Raw genomic sequence first — 19,090 nt, 5'->3', positions numbered from 1 at the left:
AGTGCCTAAACTAATTTATCAAATGCATATCTTGTTGCACCAAACAATGCAGTATTTGGATTTAAAGAGACTCTTAAAGGAATTCTTCTTAATAACTCTTCAAATCTTCCTTTACTAAAAAAAGCATTTAAAAAGTAATCACTTTTTATAATTGGTAAAATTTTAGGTGCTATTCCTCCACCAATATATACTCCACCCAATGACATAGATTTTAATGCAAGGTTACCAGCTTCAGCTGCATAAATTTCTACAAAAAGCTTTAAAGTCTCCATACATAAAGGATCATTTAATTCCAAAGCCCCTTTACTAATTAAAGCACTTTTATCTGCATTTTCATCCATATTAGCTATAAATTCTGGCTGTTTTGCAAATCCACTTTCATATAAAAACTCATAAATAGTAGAGATTCCCATACCCGAAGCAACACGCTCATAACTTACATGACCTGGGTACCTTTTTCTTAGCCAAGTTAAAAGTTCATCTTGTTGGGAAGTTATTGGTGCAAAATCACTATGTCCACCTTCTGTTCCTATTGGAGAAAAAGAATCACCATCAAAATAAAGTATTGCTTCACCAAGTCCAGTTCCAGCTGCTATTACTGCAATATTTCCTTTTATAACTCTTGCACTTGGATTTAAATCATAAAACTCTTCATCTTTTAGATATAACATTCCGTATGCTGTTGCTTCTAAATCATTTAACAATTTTACTTTTTGTGTATTAAAATATTTTTTTAACTCTTGGGCACTAATATCCCAAGGAAGATTTGTAGTTCTACATCTTTGTTCTATAATAGGTCCAGCTATACCAATAGTAATTGCATCTATTTGACATTTAGGGGCATCTTTTTCAAACTCTTCTAAAAGCTTTAAGAAACTATTATATTTTTTGCTGGAGAATTGTTTTTCATAATATAGATTTAAACTATTATTTTCAATTTTGTATAAAGCAAGTTTTGTTTTTGTTCCACCTATATCGCCACTTAAAATCATTAATTCTCCTCATTTTGAGTTAAAAGATACATAAAGGCTTCAATAAAATATTCATCAGTCTCATTTGGAGATAGTTTATAAAATGAGTTCCAAGCTTGTGCCCTATGTTCATCATAATTATCTTGACTATTATCTTTTATCCAAGCAAGTCTGACGGCATGACCTATTATGACATCTAACATAACATCTGCTTCTAATTTAATATCTGGATTTTCTTTAAATATTTTAGATAATGATTCTAAAGCTTCCAAATTTAACTGCCTATAATCTGCAGCTTCAATCCCTTGTAACAATCCTTCTAGTCTTAATTCAAAACTTCTTTCTCCAGCAGTTGTATCATAGGTTATCTCAGAATCAATTCTATTATTCAAATTATATTTATCACCTATTACTAAACCTCTACATTGTTGTAATAAATACCAAATACCTTTATAAAAGTTTTTTGATAATCTTGAAAGCATTCCCGCTTCTTTTCTATATTCTGCCCAATCTCTGTTCTCTTTTATCTTATCATTTTTCTCAAATTTAAAATTAAAAGAGCTATTACTTGTGACAAAAAGACTCTCTTGATTTTTCATTTGGCCTATGTTAAAACTAAGTGAACTTAATACTTCTATTAAACTATTATAGATTTGGCTTGGAGGAATACTAATTAAATATTCATAACCATCAGCTATTGGGATATTCTTTTCTTTACAAATATTACTAACTAATAATTGAACAAAATACCAACTTCTCATTGTTAGTATACCCTCAAACAATTCAGGCTTTATTCTAATTAAATGTCCTAAATGTAAAACAATCTCTTGGGTTAAAGCTCTTTCAGCAGGATTTTTTCCACAAAATTTATTTATCAGATTTAAAGTAGAAACATTATCCAAAGATTTAGATATTGTTGCTTCTTCACTATAAGCTCGACCAACTGCTAATCTTTTTTGCCTAATAATTATTTCCAATAATGCATCTTCTAAACGTTCATCAAATGAACCTTGGATATCACTAATTTTTCTAATAATTGACCAGTTTTCACAAGCAACTGCATATTGATAATAATGTTGTGCCAACAAAGATAATTTGATGGCTTTTTCTTCAATATATACTTCAAAATCTGAACTATGTCTTTCATATAAAATATATAAAATATCAACCTTATGACTTAATGGTATATATTGAGTTAATTTTTCTATTAGTGCACTATCTTCTAACTTAAAATAATCTTGTACGAAAGAATTTGATTTTTGAGGAAGTTCACACTCTAATAAAGAAGAGATATAAAGATTTTTATCATCTAAATCAAAATCCAAATCTTCTATTTTTAAGCCATGCAAATTATCTATTCTTTCAATACCCGCAGTTGTAATTAATTGTTGTAGAAATCCTAATTTAATCTCGATTTTATTACAAACTTCACTTTGTATCTCATTTAATAAATCTAATATCTCATTTTTTTGCATACTATCTAACATATTATCTTTTACTAAAAAAGGGATTATAGGTTGACCTGGTTGATCCCAGTGAGTTGAAAGGAAAGTAAGTGAAGCCCTAAAATGTTCCACTAATAATCTATTGTCAGAATTAAAATAAAACCCTTTTGGATTAAAGTAGTATGGTAAAAAAACTATATTCTCTTGGGCTAGTATATGTAACCTTGCAGTTGTTATTGAACGTGGCACCCAAGATGGTTTCCCTGTTAAACCTAATTTTTTATTTTTTCCTAAAATACTATGTACATATTTTAATTGTGAAGCATGGACTATCTTTAATGGTTTTAATTCATCTATAGTTTGTGTATTAAATCCTAAATTAAGTAGTTTTTGTTTTACTACTTCATTTTCTGATAAAATTGCAACCATTGGATAAGTTTTTCTTTTATGACCTATTCTGCTTCTTCTATTTAAAGGGTCAATATCATTTATATCTAATATTTTATCTTGTACCATTTTAGATAAAAGGTATAAACTTTGTGCCCAAACTAAGGGAATATTTTCATTTGGAACTCTTTTTTGACTCTTAGGATTTTCTCTTTCCTTTTCGATTAAATCTTTTGACACATAATATAATTCTGGTAAAAGCTTTTGTCCATCTACTTCCACAAATAAAGGTTCTAATTTTTTATTCCAATACTCAACTTCATCAAAATCTCCTCTCATTAAAGAATCTATAAGTAAATATGTAAAAAACAGAGGCCACTCAGATTCAATATTTTCAAATTTTCTTAATTCTGATTTTTCGTAATGTAATCTACTATTATCTTCTAAACAACTTTGATGACCATCTAAAAGAAATCTTTTACAACCATAATTTCCCTCAAGCTTTTTTAAAATCTTCTCTTTTGTTGCTTTAACTAACTCTTCATCTTCAACAGCATAAGCTGGATATCCTATAATACTAAGTAAAGCAGCATCAGTTTCTTTTGAACTAGATTCTCTTGGTAATAACTCTTTTAGTGTAAATCTAGATCTAGCTATATCACTTGGAATCACATGAATAACAGCTTCTTTACTTGTTGTATTTCCAAAAAGGTTAAATCCTGATATTGCTTCAAGTGCTGCTTTTGCCATCCCTACAGAACTACAATTTATCTCAGCATTACCAGTATTAATTTTATGACCTCTCTCCCAAATACCAAAATCAGCAGTACAATATGTTCTACTGATATAATGTACTAAATTTTGAACAAAATTAACCTCATCAATCGTAAATATAATTTTAATTCCTGAAGCTATCATTTGAGTTAGCATTAAAATAAAAATTGAAGTTGCATCAAGTTGAAGATGTCCCCATTCATTATCTCCCACAACGGGTAAACCTGTGGAAGTTCCATATTTTGCGTGTAAGGCATCGGTTGGATCTAAAGTATATTTAAATTTTTCAACTTTATCTTTTTGTCTCATCATTGATAAAAGTAAACCTCTCATCAACTTTACAACACTTTGTGATAAATAATATGTTCTATAATCTTCAGGATTGTGTTTTTTAAAAGATAAGCTTAAACCCCAAACACAAAGAATACTATATACATTATCTCTAACCCAAGCATCAGTATAATCTCCATGGGTAGTTTTTGCAGTACTTGCAGGGAGAAGTCCAGTTATTGGATTTTGTTTAGACAAGATTATATTTTCAATTGTTTCGAAGTAGTTTTCAAGAAGTGATTCTCTAGATTTTATATACATTGGATTAACCTTTTATAAATCTTCATTAAAAAATTATAAGCTAATAGTCTAAAAATATCTTTATATCTATGAATAGATTATATACTATTTAAAAACTATTAAAATCTTTATTCTTGAAAAGTATTATATATTTTTGTAACTTCACTTAGGTTACTTACAAACATATCTACAATTTTAGGGTCAAAATGCTTACCTTTTTCCTCTTCTAAAAAATTTATAGCCTCTTCAAGAGTCCAAGCCTTTTTATATGGTCTAATAGAAGTTAATGCATCGAATACATCTGCTATAGCAACAATTCTTCCATAAATATGAATCTCTTCACCTTTTAAACCATTAGGGTAACCATTCCCATCAAATTTTTCATGATGTGACAAAGCAATAATAGCTCCTGCTTTGAGATATTCACTTTGGGATTCTTTTAATATTTCATATCCAATTTGTGAGTGAGTTTTCATAATTTTAAACTCATCCTCATCTAATTTACCTGGTTTTAGCAAGATACTATCTTCTATACCAACTTTTCCTAAATCATGAAAAGGTGCCGCATAAAATATTAAGTCTTGTTCCTCATTGCTTAAGCCATATTCTTTTGCTAATAATTTACTATAATGGGATACACGAGCAACATGAGAAGCAGTTTCTGGATCTTTATATTCTGCTGCTTTCCCTAATATTTGTAAAGTTTCATGTTCTCTATCTATTAATTGTTTAGTCGCTTTTTCAACCTCTTCTTGTAAGAGTTTTGCTCTATCTTCAAGTAGAATTTGGTTTTTATAATTTGTTAAAAGATTTATTACTCTTGCTTTAAAAAGTGTACTATTTACAGGTTTACTTAAAAAATCATTTACACCTAACTCAAAAGCTTCTCTATGAACTCTTTCATCATCTCCTGCTGCTGTTATCATTATGATTGGTGCAATTTTATTGTGATTTCTGAACTCTTTTATAAAATCCAAACCATTTAAATTTGGCATCATATAATCAACAATAATCATATCAGTTTTATTTTTTAATACATATATTAATGCTTCTAAAGGTTCTGAAAAACTTTTTACACTTAGATTCATCTCTAAACATATAGCTTCAATTAAAAAAAGGTTGTTTTCATTGTCATCTATTGATACTATACGCATCTCTTGAAATTCCATTATAAAATCCTTATTTTCATTAAATAGATATTGTATTACTTTTTACTTTTAGTATCTTTTTATATTAGTATAAAAAATATCTAAATCACCTTATAAATATAATCTTATTATTAGTATAATTCCATAAAAAATTAAGGGTATCAATGTATAAAAATATTAAAGCACTTGTTGAATTAAATCATTTCCAAAACTTTATAATTGCTATTATTATTCTTAATGGAATAACTATGGGACTTGAAACTTCAAGTAGTGTTATGAAATATTATTCTGAATTTATTTTAACTTTTGATAAGATGGTTATTGCAATTTTTACACTAGAAATAGTTTTAAGAATTTATGTTTATAGATTCTCATTTTTTAAAGACCCTTGGTCACTATTTGATTTTTTTATAGTAGTGATTTCACTTATTCCTGCAAATGAAGGTTTTGCTATATTTAGAATATTAAGAGTATTCAGACTATTTAGACTTATAACAGTTGTACCTCAAATGAGAAAGATTGTTGCTGCACTTTTAAGTGTAATTCCTGGAATGCTCTCTATTATGGCATTAATGGCTTTGATTTTTTATATTTTTGCTATTATGGCTACAAATCTTTATGGTGAAAATTTTCCTCAATGGTTTGGTACATTAGGAGATTCTTTTTATACCCTTTTCCAAGTTATGACTTTAGAATCTTGGTCAATGGGAATAGCCAGACCAATTATGGAAGTTCACCCATACGCTTGGGTATTTTTTATACCTTTTATTTTTATTGCAACTTTTGTAATGATTAATCTTATTGTGGCTGTAATTGTAGATGCAATGGCTTTATTAAAAGCTGATGAAGAAAAAAACATTATAGGAGAAGTAAAAAATAGTGAAGTTTCTCTTCAAGATGAGATTAAAGATTTAAAAGAAGAGATTAAAGATTTAAAACAACTAATTTCTAAAATGAAAATGGATTAATTCCATTTTCTATTTATTAGATAATCTCTCATTTAGCTCTTTTAAAATTTTTCTTTCCTCTTCAAGTTTTTGTTTTTCCTCTTCAAGTTTGAGATTTTTATTTTTTTCAATTTGAATTAGATCAACATATCTACTAATTTCTGTTTTTTTAGATAAAAGCATATCTTTATATTTTTCATTTAAATCTTCGATCTCTTTTTCATATTTTTTTAGTTGTGCTTCATATGAACTATTTTTTTGTTTCATACTTGCAATTTTGCTTTCAAAACTAGTTAAATTAATACTTGACAACTCTGCTCTTAAAGCTTTTATCTCTTCTTTATATCTGTATTCTTTTAGATTAAACTCTTTTATACTTAATAATACTTTTTTGTGAAAATCTCTTTTTTCAATATTCTCTTTTGTAGTTAAAAAGGCAATTGTCATATACTCATCATCAATACTAGAGGTTTTAAAAATTGTATTTTTTAAATAAAAAATCTCTTTTGACTTTGAAATAAACTTTGTATTTCCTGTCCAAAGTTTTCCTTGGCTTACAATTCCCCATGTATCCTCAATATATTTTTTAGGAATATCTGGGTGTATAATATCATCAAAATTTAATCTGTTTAAATCCTCTTTTTTATATCCACTTACCTCAAACATAGATTCATTCATATATGTAATTGTACCGTCCCTTTTTAGTTTAAATACAACGGCTACTTTTTCAATAGAAGATAGATAGTTATCTAGCTCTTCTTGTTTTTTTTCTAATCTATGTTCAAAATATTTTTTCTCACATAAAATATCTATTTTTTCTAAAAGAGTTTTAATATCAAGAGGTTTTAGAATATATGAACTAACATTTTGATTTATAGCATCCATTAAAATTTCATTTTCTATTTTGCCAGATATTATTATAAAAGGGATATATAAATCAGAATACCGTATTGATTTTAATAGCTCTATTCCATTCATTTTTGGCATATCAACATCTGAAATAATAATATCAATATCCTTATTCTCTTTATAGATTTTTAATGCTTCTAAACCATCATTAGCCAATAAAATTTTTTTAAAATATTTTTTTAATGTGGATAATAATAGTTGAGCATCGTTTTCTTGGTCTTCTGCAACTAAAATTGTTACTTTTTTTAGAAATTCTTCATTCATAAAACACTCTTAATTTGTTTTTTTGATATTAGCTTAAAGTAAATTAAAATATACTATTTTATAAAATATAAAAAAATTTTATAATATAAATAATAAATAATAAAGATGAGGCATGATTAATCTAAAAATAGTAGTAATTGAAGATGATGAGTTTTTACTAAATAAAATTGCAAGAGTTTTAAAACGAGAGATAATGTCTGTTTATACCTTTAAAAATCCTGTTGAGGCACTGGAAAAAATTCCTGAACTTGCTCCTGATATAATCGTTTCAGATATTAATATGCCTGAAATAAATGGAATAGAACTTTACAAAATACTTAAAGATCAAAATATTGAAATCCCAATTATATTGGCTTCAGCATTTAGTGAACCAGAATATTTCATTGAGGCAATAAAATTAAAAGTTAAAAACTTTATTGTAAAACCAATAGATTTAGATGATTTAATACAAGAACTTAAACTTTTTGAAAAAGAGTTACAAAGTACAGAAGAGCAATTACAAAGAGAGAGAATGCTTGTAATCCAATCAAAAATGGCTGCAATGGGAGAGATGTTAGGGAATATTGCACATCAATGGAAACAACCACTAAACACTATCTCTATTTGTGCTTCAAATTTAAAAATTCAAAAAGAGATGGGATATATACAAGATAAAGATAATGTATTAGATGACATGACGGAAAATATCTCAAAATCTATTAAATATATGACAGATACAATAAATGATTTCCAAAACTATCTAAAACCAAATAAGTTAGAAACTTGCTTTTATTTAAAAGACACTATCAATAAAGTTGAAAGTTTAGTTTCTGCATTATGTAAAACAAATAGTATCCAAATAATTAAAAATATAAAAAATGATGTTCATTTATGTAGTTTCCAAAATGAGTTGATCCAAGTATTAATAAATATTATTAAAAACTCTATAGATGAATTAATTCATTTAGACAATGATGATAGAATTATTAAAATAGATATTTATTCAGAAGATGAAGCTCAAGTTATAATTATACATGATAGTGCAGGAGGAATTCCTGAGAATATTATAAAAAAAGTTTTTGAACCATACTTTACAACAAAAAAAGAGGAAGGTACAGGAATTGGACTATATATGTCAAAACAAATTGTAAGTGGTCATCTAAATGGTACTATAGAAGTTTCAAATGAAAAATTTATTGTAGACAATAAAGAGCATGTGGGAGCCAAGTTTATTCTAAAATTAAATCCTTTTGATATTAATCAAGAAGTCTAATTACAAAACTTGAACCTTTATACACTTTTTCCTCAGAAGATAAACTATTTTCATAATAGTTTATTTTAGCATTTAATGATTTTTCACAAATAGATTTACAAATATATAAACCTAATCCCGTACCCATACTTTTAGTACTAAAATATGGTTCAAAAATTCTGCTTTGATTTTCTTTTGTTATACCACCTGCTAAATCTTTTATTGCTATATTAATACCTTCTTTATCTATACTTAGTTCAACAAATATTTGTTTTTCAACTATTGAAGGATTTTTTAAATTTAATATTGCATCCTTTGCATTTGAAACACAATTTAATAATACTTGTTTTAGTTGTCCCTCTTGATTTTCAATTATATATTTATTAAATTCATCAATTTTTGATAAATCTTTAACTACATTATTGTCTACTTTTACTGTCAATTTTATATTATGGGAATTTAATTGTGCTAAATATAATTTGTTTATATCAAAAACAGTTTTTAAAATATTAAATTCTGTTTTAGGTTCATCTTTCTTAAAAAATTTTCTAAATTCATCAATTGTATCTGACATATATTTTAGTTGCTCCATAACTTCTGCTTTAATTTCATATAAATACTTTTCATCAAATTCATTGTGTTTATAGGCTGATATTAAATCTTGTATTATAAATCCTATAGAGTTTAAAGGTTGTCTCCATTGATGAGCAATAGCAGATGTCATCTCTCCCATTGCAGCTAATTTTGATTGATTCATCAGAAGATGCTCTTTTTTAATCTTTTCTTCTTCTAATTTTTTTATTTCACTAATATCATCAATTGTTGAAATAAAATAATCAAATTTAGTTTTATCATTATCTACATATACTGGAACTACTGTAAGTTTTACCCATACAATCTCTCCATCTTTTTTTATATATCTTTTTTCAAGATAATACTCACCTATCTCTTTATTTATTAATTTTTTTACTAAATTTATATCTTTTCCCAAGTCTTCTTTATAGGTTATATCTTTAAAAGTCAAATTGATCAACTCTTCTCTTTCATATCCTACTATTGAACAAAATTTATTACTTATTCTCCAAAAACTTCCATCTTCTAAAACTAATGCAATTCCTACAGGTGAAACATCAAATACATTTTGAAAAAGTTTTTTATTTTTGGATTCTTGAGTTAAATCTTTAATATTACCAATAAAAAATAGTTCATCGTTAATTTTTACTTTTGTTACAATTAAACTAATATTTACAAAAGATCCATCTTTATGTAAACCATATAGTTCTCTATCTTTATTTATTATTTTTGAGTGTACATCTTTATCATGATTTTTTACATATTCATCATGTTTTTCATGGTGAGGACTTGGGATTAAAATATTTACATTTTTATTTAACAATTCATCCTTTTCATAACCAAATATTTTTATAACTGCATTATTTACCTCTTGAATCATCCCTTTTTTATCAATTACTACTATTGCATCAGAGGTATTATTCAAGATAGTTTCTATTTTATTTGTTGAATCTTTTAAGTCTCTATTTACTTTTTTTAATTTAATCAAATAATTATAAAGTAAAAAGATAAAAGGTAAAACCAAGAATAATGCAGCAAAAAAAAGTAAAATACCAATTTGTTTTGATTTATCAATAAACTTTATGATGTTCAAATCTTTTTTTAATTCATATAAAATATAATATTTAGCATCAAAGGGATAAATTGTTTTTAAAACTATATTACTCTCATGGTCATACAACTTTTTATTTTCTAAATCAATAGAAAAAACATCATTTACTTTTATCTGCTTATCTAAGTATCTAGACCAATTTAAATTTTTGTCTTTATGTATAATAAAGTATCCATCTTCATCTAATAAATATTTATTAAAATTTGGTCCTTTTAATACAGTTTCTAAAAAATCATTCATAATATAATTTATTGTAACTACATAACTTTTTTTATTTCCATTAAATACTGGCATACCTGTTCTCAATGTAGCTTTATATGGTTTTTCAATTTGACCATTTTCTATATTTAAATCTAAATTTGAAAATCCTATTTGATTTTTTTCTAAATTTAGAAATTTTTTCACATAATATCTATTTGACTTATCTTGTAACTCTTCATTTTTTGAGATCTTAATTATATTATTATTTTTGGTAACTCTTACAACTTCATTACCCTTTAAATCAATAACTCTTATTTGAAAAATCTTTTGATTTGCTTTTATAAAATCTGCAAATAATTTTTCCAAGTCCTCACTTTCTTGAGTTTTAATAAACTTTTTCATTGAATTATGATTTACAATAGTATTTAAAATAGGTATTTTTTCTTTTTTTAGAGAATCAAAGGACTTATTTATTTCAAATAAACTTGTTTCAATCTGTTTTTTATAAGAATCTGTAATTATATTTTTACTATACAAATAAGCTAAAAAAAATAAGAGAAAAGAGATAAATAAAGTGATTATAAAAAATAGGGTAGTTTTAGACTTAAAATTCATTATTATTCTCCTATATAATTTAAATTATAGTCAACTCTATTTTAAATATCTATAACTTTTAATAAGATACCCTATCTTTACCTTCTGTTTTTGATTTATAAAGTAAGCTATCAACTCTTTTATATAAAGTACAAACATCATCTTCATCTTTAACTTCACATAAACCAATACTGATTGTTACACATATTTTATTTTCAATTTTTATTTTTTCTTTTGTAGATTCTAACAATTTCTCACTAACCTTTATACCATTTTCAATATTTGTATTTGGTAATAATATAATAAACTCTTCTCCACCCACTCTATAAAAATAATCATTTGATCTTAGTTTTGTTTCTACTAATCTACAAAAATTACACAAAACTTCATCTCCTATTTTATGACCATAATTATCATTTATTGTTTTAAAATTATCAATATCTATATATATTATAGAAAATATATTTTTATATCTTTTATAATCATTTAACATTACTGCTAGTTTTTCATCAAAAGCTTTTCTATTTTTAATATTTGTCAAAGCATCAATATATACTTCTTCTTTTAACTGTTTTGTTTTTTGTTTCATCTCTTTTTCAAATACATAACTTGTAATTAACCACTTTTTTTTAATTACAAAATATATTATTAATAAAACAATTATAAATATTACAAATACAGATATTAGAATATAAATATACAAATTTTTATCACTAATAACCAAGTTTATACTATTTTTAACACTATTTTCTTTATATATAAACTCTTCTATATTATTTTGTTTTTTTACTAATCCCATTAATCTATACACATCATTAATTTTAACTAGTCTATCTTTATCTAAGGTTCCTATATTACCATGTTTGTCATAGGCATAGTTTTTTAATATTTTTCCCTCTTTTATTAAACTATTTAGTGATTTATTTTGTGTATTGTATTTTTCATAAATTAATTCTGCTGTTTGAGGAATATTTTCAAAGGCATAATTCCATCCTCTAATTGTTGCTTCATAAAATTTTTTTGTTATATTTGGATTGTTTTTTATAAATAAACTTGTGGTGTAAATAATATCATCATAAAAATCAAAACCATATACTTTTGGATCAAATACTTTATAAGCAATATTTTTTTCTTCTAATACAATTGGTTCATTAGAGATATAAGAAGCCATGGCATCAGTTTTATCATTAATTAAATCTTCTATATTAAAACTATGCTTCAAAATTTTTATTTGTGATAATTCAATGCCATTTGCATTTAACATAGCTATAATTGATGCAGAAAATTTTGCATCTGTAGTTATCATAACCTTTTTATTTTCTAATTGTTCTATTTTTTCTATATTTTTATTATCTTTTATTAATAATACAAGTGGAGAGTGCTGAAAAATAGCCCCTAATGCTACTATATTTTGCCCTTTTGATTTATCTATTAAAATAGATGATCTATTTACTGCAAAATCAATTTCACCACCTTTTATCATATCAATTTGCTTTCTATTTGGATCAAATTCTAATAATTTAACATTTAATCCTAAATCTTTATAAAATCCTTTTTCTTTTGCAATAATGAAACCTGCAAATTGAAATTGATTTTTCCAACTAAATTGTACTTTAATATCTTTGATTTCTTGGGCATTTATACTAATAAATATAAGTATTATCATAAATAATATTTTCATATATTTTTCCATATATTTTTTATTTCTGATTATACTATATGTATATTAAAAATACATAACTATATTATTTAAAAGTTTTACTTTGATTTTGATTCTAATGGAAGAATAAGAGGTTCAAAAGAACCTCTTAATTTTATTTTTTACTTGAAAGTCTTTGTTTAATTCTAACTACACCGTAGAAAAATAATGGAATAAATAATACCCCAATTACAACTGCTGCTATCATACCACCAACAACTGTTGTACCAATAATATGTCTAGAAGCACTACCTGCGCCTGAACTTAATGCAAGAGGTAATGTACCAACAATAAATGCTAATGAAGTCATTACAATTGGTCTAAATCTTAATCTTGCTGCTTCAATTGTAGCATCAAATAAACTTAAACCTTGACCTAATTTGTCCATTGCAAATTCAACAATTAAAATTGCATTTTTTGCAGAAAGACCAACTAAGGTAATAAGACCAACTTGGAAATAAATATCTGCTTCTAAATCTCTTAAATATACAGCTAAAGCTGCACCAAATATTGAGAATGGAATAGAGATAATAACTGCCATTGGAATACTCCAGCTTTCATATAATGCTGCAAGAATTAAGAATACGAATACTGCTGCATATACTGCTGTATAATCACCCTCTTTCTCAAGTTTTTTCTCTTGGAAAGTTGTACCTGACCAAGCTACTGTATATCCTTCAGGAAGTACTGAACTAGCAATCTCTTCAATAGCTTTAGTTGCATCACTTGAAGCAAATCCAGCTGATGGATTACCTGTGATTTTTGATGCATTAAACATATTGAATCTTTCAATAATACTTGCATTAACTTCTCTTTTTAATGTAATTAATTCACTAACTGGAATTAAATTGTTATTAGAAGATCTAACATAAATATTTTTAAAATCATCTCTGTTTTCTCTATACATAGATTCAGATTGGATATTTACGTGGAAAGTTCTACTATATAAATTGAAGTCATTAATATAACCTTTTCCAAATGTTTGTTGAACAACGCTAAATAAATCTTGAATACTTACATCCATAGATTTAGCTTTTTCTCTATCTACTGTTAACATATATTGAGGAACATTAGTATTTAAAGTTGTTCTAACTGATGTTAATCTTGGATCAGCTGATGCTTTTGCAACTATCTCTTGAGTATATTGATTTAATAAACTTAACTCACCACCTGTTCTATCTTGAATCCACATTTCAAATCCACCAGTTGTACTCATCCCCATAATTGGAGGAGGATTAACAGGAATAACAAATGCTTCTTTACTAGTCATCATAAATTGACCCATCAATTGTCCTGCAATTGCTTGAGAATTTTGATTTGGTAAAGGTCTTTCTGCCCAAGGTTTTAACTTAGCAAACATTAATGCTGCATCTGTTTTATAAGCAAAAGAAGAGATATCTAAACCTGTAATTGCAGCAGCAGATATGATATCTGGATGATCTAACAATTGATTTTCAATCCCATTTGCTATTTGTTTAGATTCACCTAGTGAAGTAGATGGCATCATATTAACAATAACTAATAATACCCCTTTATCTTCTGTTGGAACAAGTCCTGAAGGTGTCATTTTCATAATTGAATATGTTGCTCCCATTAATATAGCAAATAATGCTAATGAGAAGAACCATAATCTAATAGTTTGTTTTGTAATACCAATAAATACTGTTGTAGACCAATCAAAGAAATCGTTAAATTTTCTAATTAACCAAATTGGTTCTGGTTCATGTTTTCTTAAGAAAATTGCACAAAGTGCTGGTGTTAATGTAAGTGCCACGAATCCTGAAATAACAACTGCCATAACAATTGTAATAGCAAACTGCTTATACATAACCCCACTAAATCCACCTGTAAGTGCTGCTGGAATAAATACTGCTGATAAAACAAGAATAATAGCTACAAGAGGAGTTGTTAACTCTTTCATTGCTTCAATTGTTGCATCTTTTACACCTAAAGCTTTAGTTCTTAAGTTTCTTTCAACATTTTCAATTACAATAATAGCATCATCAACTACTAAACCAATGGCTAGAATCATACCAAACAGTGTAAGTAAGTTTATAGAAAAACCTGCAGCATAAAGCCCCGCAAATGTACCGATAACTGATACAGGAATTGCAAGTACAGGGATAATAGTTGCTCTAAAGTTACCTAAGAATAGATAAATTAAAATTACAACAAATACAATTGCTTCTAATAAAGTTTTAACAACCTCTTTAATTGATTCATCAACAAAAAGAGTTGCATCATAAGGAACTTTATATTCTAAGTCTTCTGGGAATTTCTCAGATAATTCTAATAATTTTGCATCTAATGCAGCTGATACCTCAAGTGCATTTGCACCAGGAGATAAAAAGATACCAACAGGAATCATTGGTTCTTTGTTATAATTTGCACTAGTATTATGAGAATCTGAACCTAATTCAATTCTTGCAATATCTTTTAATCTTAATGTTGAACCATCAACATTTGATCTAACTATAATATTTTCAAACTCAGCTACATTTTTCAATCTACCTTCTGTTGAGATAGAATATGTAAATGGTTGGATATTTTCAATTGGTGCTGCACCAACTGTACCAGTTGAATATTGATTATTTTGACTGTTTATAATTGTTCTAACATCAGTTGGTGTTAAATTATAAAATGATAATTTTTCCGGATCAATCCAAATTCTAATTGAATAATCTTTCGCACCAAATACTGTTGCGTCACCAATACCTTTAATTCTTTTAATATCATCAATAACATTTACTGTTAAATAATTTGAAATATAAGTTGTATCATGTACTTGACCTTTTGATCTAAAAGCCAATACTTTAAGCATATCAGGAGATCTTTCTCTTACAGATATACCTTGTCTTTGAACCTCTTCAGGAAGACTACTTAATGCTAATTGTACTCTGTTATTTACATCAACTTTTGCTTGTGCAACATCAGTTCCAACATCAAAAATAATACTTAAAGATAATACACCACTTGGTGATGCAGTTGATGTCATATATGTCATATTATCAACACCATTTATGGCATTTTCTAATGTAGTTGCTACTGTTGAAGAAAGTGTCTGTGCATTTGCCCCAGGATATGTAGCTGATACATTAATCTGAGGTGGAGTTACAGCAGGATACTCTTTAACAGGCAAAATATTTATGGAAATTAGCCCTGCTAATATAATTAAAATAGACAATACTGTTGCAAATATTGGTCTATTTATAAAAAAACGTGAAAACATCTATTTTCCTTACTTGTTTATTATTTTGTCAACAGCTACAGGATTACCAGGTTTAACTCTAAAGAAGTTGTTAACAAGAACCTTATCACCACTTTGTAATGGACCACCTACAACAATAAATTTATCACCACTTTCGTTTCCAATTACAACTGGTCTAACTGCTGCTTTACCATCTTTTTCAATAAATACTACAGTACCTAATGGGTTTTGTAATAATGCTTTTTGAGGAATAGTAATTACATTTTTTTGTACAATTCCATCTAATGCAACCCTTACAAAGTTACCTGGCATAAGTTTTTTATCTGCATTATCAACTAATGCTCTCATTTTTACTGTTGAAGTATCTTTATTAATATTTACATCTATAAAATCAACATAACCTTTTGCTTCTACAGGTTTGTCATTTACATTTACTGTAACATTAATTTTTCCATTTTCTGGAATTGCCCATAATCCACTTTTTACATTTTTATAATCACTTAATGGCATAGAAAAATCAATATAAACTTTCTCATTTTGAGTAATTGTTACTAATTCCATTGGTGGATTTGATGTTACTAAGTTACCTACATCAACTTTTTTTATACCTGCAATACCTGAGATAGGAGCTTTAACTTTTGTATAATCTAAATCTATTTGTGCTTGTTTTAACTCTGCTTTTGCCAATGCAAGAGAAGCTAAAGCTTCTTCATAAGTTGATAATGCATTATCTCTTTGTTCAGTAGTTACAGCTTTACTTTTATAAAGTTTTTTAATTCTTTCCCAACTTCTTGTTGCATTATCAAGTGTTGCTTGATTCATTTTAACTGATGCAACAGCAGCATCAACTTTTGCTTGATATAAAGCATCTTCTATTTTAAATAAAGAATCACCTTTATTTACTTGACTACCCTCTTCAAATCTTAATTCTTCTAAAACTCCAAGAACCCTAGAATAAACTACTGCACTTTTTAAAGCTTTAATTTGTGCTGGGTATTTTAAATCAATTTTTAAATCTTTTGCTTCAGGTACAATGTACGCATCAGCTTTTGGTGCTGGCATTTGTTTTCCAGCTGGAGCACCTTCAGCTGCTAAAAGACTTGATGAAATTGTAGTTAATGCTAATGCAGAAACTACTAATAAACCTTTAATTTTTCTCATTTTACAAACTCCTCTAATTTTTCACCACTATAGTAAATTATATTTGCTTTTCTAATTTCTAAATCATATTGTGCAACTTGTAATGCACTCTCTGCATCATATTTTTCACTTAAAGCTTCTAAATATGACACATTATCAACTAATCCATTTTCAAATTTTGCTTTAATAGCATCATAAGCACTATTTGCTGCATTTAACCCAGCAACTGCAGATTTAACTTTTAATTTACCAATCTCATAAGATTTTTTTGCTAGTTTTAAATCAACTGATGCTTTATTTTTTTCATATTCATATTGAGATTTTAAAGCTAAATATTGTTTATATGCTGCTTGATATTCTCTACTTGTAGCTCCAAAATCAAATATTTTCCATGATAAGTTAACAGATGCAATATTTTGGTTATATTCATCACTATTGCTACTATATGTACTTGAGTTAAAATTTAAATCATTTCTAGCATATGTATCATTTACAGTAACTGTTGGCAATGTTCCACTTTTAGTTGCTTTTGCATCAGCTAGTAGTGCTTCTAATTGATACTCTAAAGCTTTGATATCTGCTCTTAATTGAGCATTATCTGAATTAAATTCATCAACAGATGAACCTTTTTCTATAGATACAGATCTACCTACTACATATTCAAGATTGTGTGTAATAGTTTGAATATTTAATTCAATCTCATGTAATTCAACTCTTGCAGTTTCAATTCTTGAAATTATTTTTTGAACTTCATCTTCAGTTGTTGTTCCTGCATCTAAAAATCTTTTTAATCTCGTATATTGTGCTTCTAATTGTTCAATCTCTTTTGATTTAGCCTCTTTTTGAGCTCCTAAAGATAAATAAGTAAAATAATAATCTGTTACTTGTAAAGCTATCTCATTTTCTTGATTAACTAAACTATTTTTACCTTGTTCAATTGATGCTTCATATGAATCATATACATTATATTTTTTACCACCATCATAAATAACATAATCTACGCTACCTTGAATTGTGTTTCTGCTATGTGGTACTCCACTTGTTTCTTTATTTGTTCTTTGATAATTTGCACCTACAGTAAATTGAGGCAAATATGAATTTTGAACACTTTTATAAGAATCTTTTGTACTTTCAATACTAATTCTTGAAGAGTCAATCATCTTATTGTTTTTAGTTAATTCAATTAATTGTGTTAAACTTTCACCAAATAATGCAAAAGGTACAATTAAAAGAATAGCTACACTTTTTTTCATTTTAAATCCTTATTATCTATTTTATAATCTTATTTTTTATTATATAACATATTTTATACTAATCAATTACAATCTTGATTTTCTATTAAATCAAAAATTGTATCAACATAATTATCTATTTCATTTTTTGAGTTTGTACTAACTTTACAAGTCAACTGAGATATAAAAACACCAGTACCTAATAAAAAAAGTCCACTTATAAGTTTTGCTGCTTCTGGTTTTAACTCTTTTTTTTCTATACCCTCATCAAATATAGATTTAAACCATATATAGTACTCTTCATTATGTCTAGTGTGATAATCAATTATATCTTTAGTAGGTTCAGATAAAGAGATTGATAAAAACTCTTTATAAAGGTTTCTTAATTCATCATCTTCTTCTTCATAAAATATTTCTAAAAAAATTTTTACTTTTTCCCGTGAAGTTTTAGCATTATTAAGTTTTTCCTCCTTAATCGTATTGTGTTTTAGTAAGGATAAATTTATTATTTCAAATACCAAATCATTTTTATTAGTAAAATAGTCATAAAAACTGCCTTTACTAATCCCTGCTTCTTTTGCAAGTTTTGATATCGAAATATTATTTATTCCCTCTTCAATCATTAATTCTTTGCAAGAGAGTGCTATATCTTTTCTTTTTTGTACTTTATCTACTATAATTGCCAA

At 26.6% G+C, this 19,090-nt stretch carries 12 protein-coding genes; 2 read left to right on the top strand and 10 right to left on the bottom strand.

The genetic code is table 11. The features are described 5' to 3' along the window. Positions 1–5: 5 nt before the first annotated feature. The 3 genes from glk to ACKU3H_RS05160 form a co-directional block, all read right to left on the bottom strand. A complete protein-coding gene (gene glk, locus ACKU3H_RS05170; RefSeq protein ID WP_320035906.1) occupies positions 6–992 on the bottom strand; it encodes a glucokinase in 987 nt (328 codons plus the stop codon). Continuing rightward, a complete protein-coding gene (locus ACKU3H_RS05165) occupies positions 992–4,168 on the bottom strand; it encodes a glycoside hydrolase family 15 protein (RefSeq protein ID WP_320035905.1) in 3,177 nt (1,058 codons plus the stop codon). The genes glk and ACKU3H_RS05165 overlap by 1 nt, the downstream gene beginning before the upstream one ends. 107 nt (positions 4,169–4,275) lie before the next feature. Then, complete coding sequence (locus ACKU3H_RS05160; RefSeq protein ID WP_320035904.1) at positions 4,276–5,316, bottom strand: HD domain-containing phosphohydrolase; 1,041 nt, start codon at positions 5,314–5,316, stop codon at positions 4,276–4,278. A gap of 143 nt (positions 5,317–5,459) precedes the next feature. On the opposite strand from ACKU3H_RS05160, the gene ACKU3H_RS05155 reads away from it, so the two are divergent. Beyond that, positions 5,460–6,263 (top strand): ion transporter, encoded by an 804-nt coding sequence (locus ACKU3H_RS05155; protein WP_320035903.1) that lies wholly within the window; start codon positions 5,460–5,462, stop codon positions 6,261–6,263. Between the two features lie 9 nt (positions 6,264–6,272). Here ACKU3H_RS05155 and ACKU3H_RS05150 read toward each other — a convergent pair whose 3' ends face one another. Further along, complete coding sequence (locus ACKU3H_RS05150; RefSeq protein ID WP_320035902.1) at positions 6,273–7,415, bottom strand: response regulator; 1,143 nt, start codon at positions 7,413–7,415, stop codon at positions 6,273–6,275. 112 nt (positions 7,416–7,527) lie between these two features. Here ACKU3H_RS05150 and ACKU3H_RS05145 point away from each other — a divergent pair, with 112 nt between their 5' ends. Next, positions 7,528–8,667 carry a response regulator gene (locus ACKU3H_RS05145; protein WP_320035901.1) on the top strand — a complete coding sequence of 380 codons (1,140 nt, stop codon included), beginning with the start codon at positions 7,528–7,530 and terminating at the stop codon, positions 8,665–8,667. Here ACKU3H_RS05145 and ACKU3H_RS05140 read toward each other — a convergent pair. The 6 genes from ACKU3H_RS05140 to ACKU3H_RS05115 form a co-directional block, all read right to left on the bottom strand. Next, complete coding sequence (locus tag ACKU3H_RS05140; protein WP_320035900.1) at positions 8,651–11,146, bottom strand: PAS domain S-box protein; 2,496 nt, start codon at positions 11,144–11,146, stop codon at positions 8,651–8,653. The two genes, ACKU3H_RS05145 and ACKU3H_RS05140, sit on opposite strands and share 17 nt — an antisense overlap. A 58-nt stretch (positions 11,147–11,204) precedes the next feature. After that, positions 11,205–12,806 (bottom strand): ABC transporter substrate-binding protein, encoded by a 1,602-nt coding sequence (locus ACKU3H_RS05135; RefSeq protein WP_320035899.1) that lies wholly within the window; start codon positions 12,804–12,806, stop codon positions 11,205–11,207. Between the two features lie 133 nt (positions 12,807–12,939). Continuing rightward, the gene (locus tag ACKU3H_RS05130; RefSeq protein ID WP_320035898.1) at positions 12,940–16,053 is read right to left on the bottom strand and encodes a multidrug efflux RND transporter permease subunit; all 3,114 of its coding nucleotides are present in this window, start codon (positions 16,051–16,053) and stop codon (positions 12,940–12,942) included. A gap of 9 nt (positions 16,054–16,062) precedes the next feature. After that, the gene (locus ACKU3H_RS05125) at positions 16,063–17,193 is read right to left on the bottom strand and encodes an efflux RND transporter periplasmic adaptor subunit (RefSeq protein WP_320035897.1); all 1,131 of its coding nucleotides are present in this window, start codon (positions 17,191–17,193) and stop codon (positions 16,063–16,065) included. Beyond that, positions 17,190–18,425, bottom strand: a complete 1,236-nt coding sequence (locus ACKU3H_RS05120; protein WP_320035896.1) for a TolC family protein — start codon at positions 18,423–18,425, stop codon at positions 17,190–17,192. Before ACKU3H_RS05120 ends, ACKU3H_RS05125 begins: the two co-directional genes overlap by 4 nt. A gap of 62 nt (positions 18,426–18,487) precedes the next feature. Then, entirely contained in the window at positions 18,488–19,090 is a 603-nt protein-coding gene (locus ACKU3H_RS05115; protein WP_320035895.1) for a TetR/AcrR family transcriptional regulator, read from the bottom strand.

The sequence above is a fragment of the Halarcobacter sp. genome (genome assembly GCF_963675975.1).
Classification (GTDB): domain Bacteria; phylum Campylobacterota; class Campylobacteria; order Campylobacterales; family Arcobacteraceae; genus Halarcobacter.
This window is presented reverse-complemented; position numbering and strand designations above follow the sequence as displayed.

Excerpts from the sequence above, each read along its gene's own strand:
- ACKU3H_RS05125 (WP_320035897.1), bottom strand. The coding sequence starts at position 17,193 with ATGAGAAAAATTAAAGGTTTATTAGTAGTTTCTGCATTAGCATTAACT.
- ACKU3H_RS05155 (WP_320035903.1), top strand. The coding sequence starts at position 5,460 with ATGTATAAAAATATTAAAGCACTTGTTGAATTAAATCATTTCCAAAAC.
- ACKU3H_RS05145 (WP_320035901.1), top strand. The coding sequence starts at position 7,528 with ATGATTAATCTAAAAATAGTAGTAATTGAAGATGATGAGTTTTTACTA.
- ACKU3H_RS05140 (WP_320035900.1), bottom strand. The coding sequence starts at position 11,146 with ATGAATTTTAAGTCTAAAACTACCCTATTTTTTATAATCACTTTATTT.
- ACKU3H_RS05120 (WP_320035896.1), bottom strand. The coding sequence starts at position 18,425 with ATGAAAAAAAGTGTAGCTATTCTTTTAATTGTACCTTTTGCATTATTT.
- ACKU3H_RS05165 (WP_320035905.1), bottom strand. The coding sequence starts at position 4,168 with ATGTATATAAAATCTAGAGAATCACTTCTTGAAAACTACTTCGAAACA.
- ACKU3H_RS05150 (WP_320035902.1), bottom strand. The coding sequence starts at position 7,415 with ATGAATGAAGAATTTCTAAAAAAAGTAACAATTTTAGTTGCAGAAGAC.
- ACKU3H_RS05135 (WP_320035899.1), bottom strand. The coding sequence starts at position 12,806 with ATGAAAATATTATTTATGATAATACTTATATTTATTAGTATAAATGCC.
- glk (WP_320035906.1), bottom strand. The coding sequence starts at position 992 with ATGATTTTAAGTGGCGATATAGGTGGAACAAAAACAAAACTTGCTTTA.
- ACKU3H_RS05160 (WP_320035904.1), bottom strand. The coding sequence starts at position 5,316 with ATGGAATTTCAAGAGATGCGTATAGTATCAATAGATGACAATGAAAAC.
- ACKU3H_RS05130 (WP_320035898.1), bottom strand. The coding sequence starts at position 16,053 with ATGTTTTCACGTTTTTTTATAAATAGACCAATATTTGCAACAGTATTG.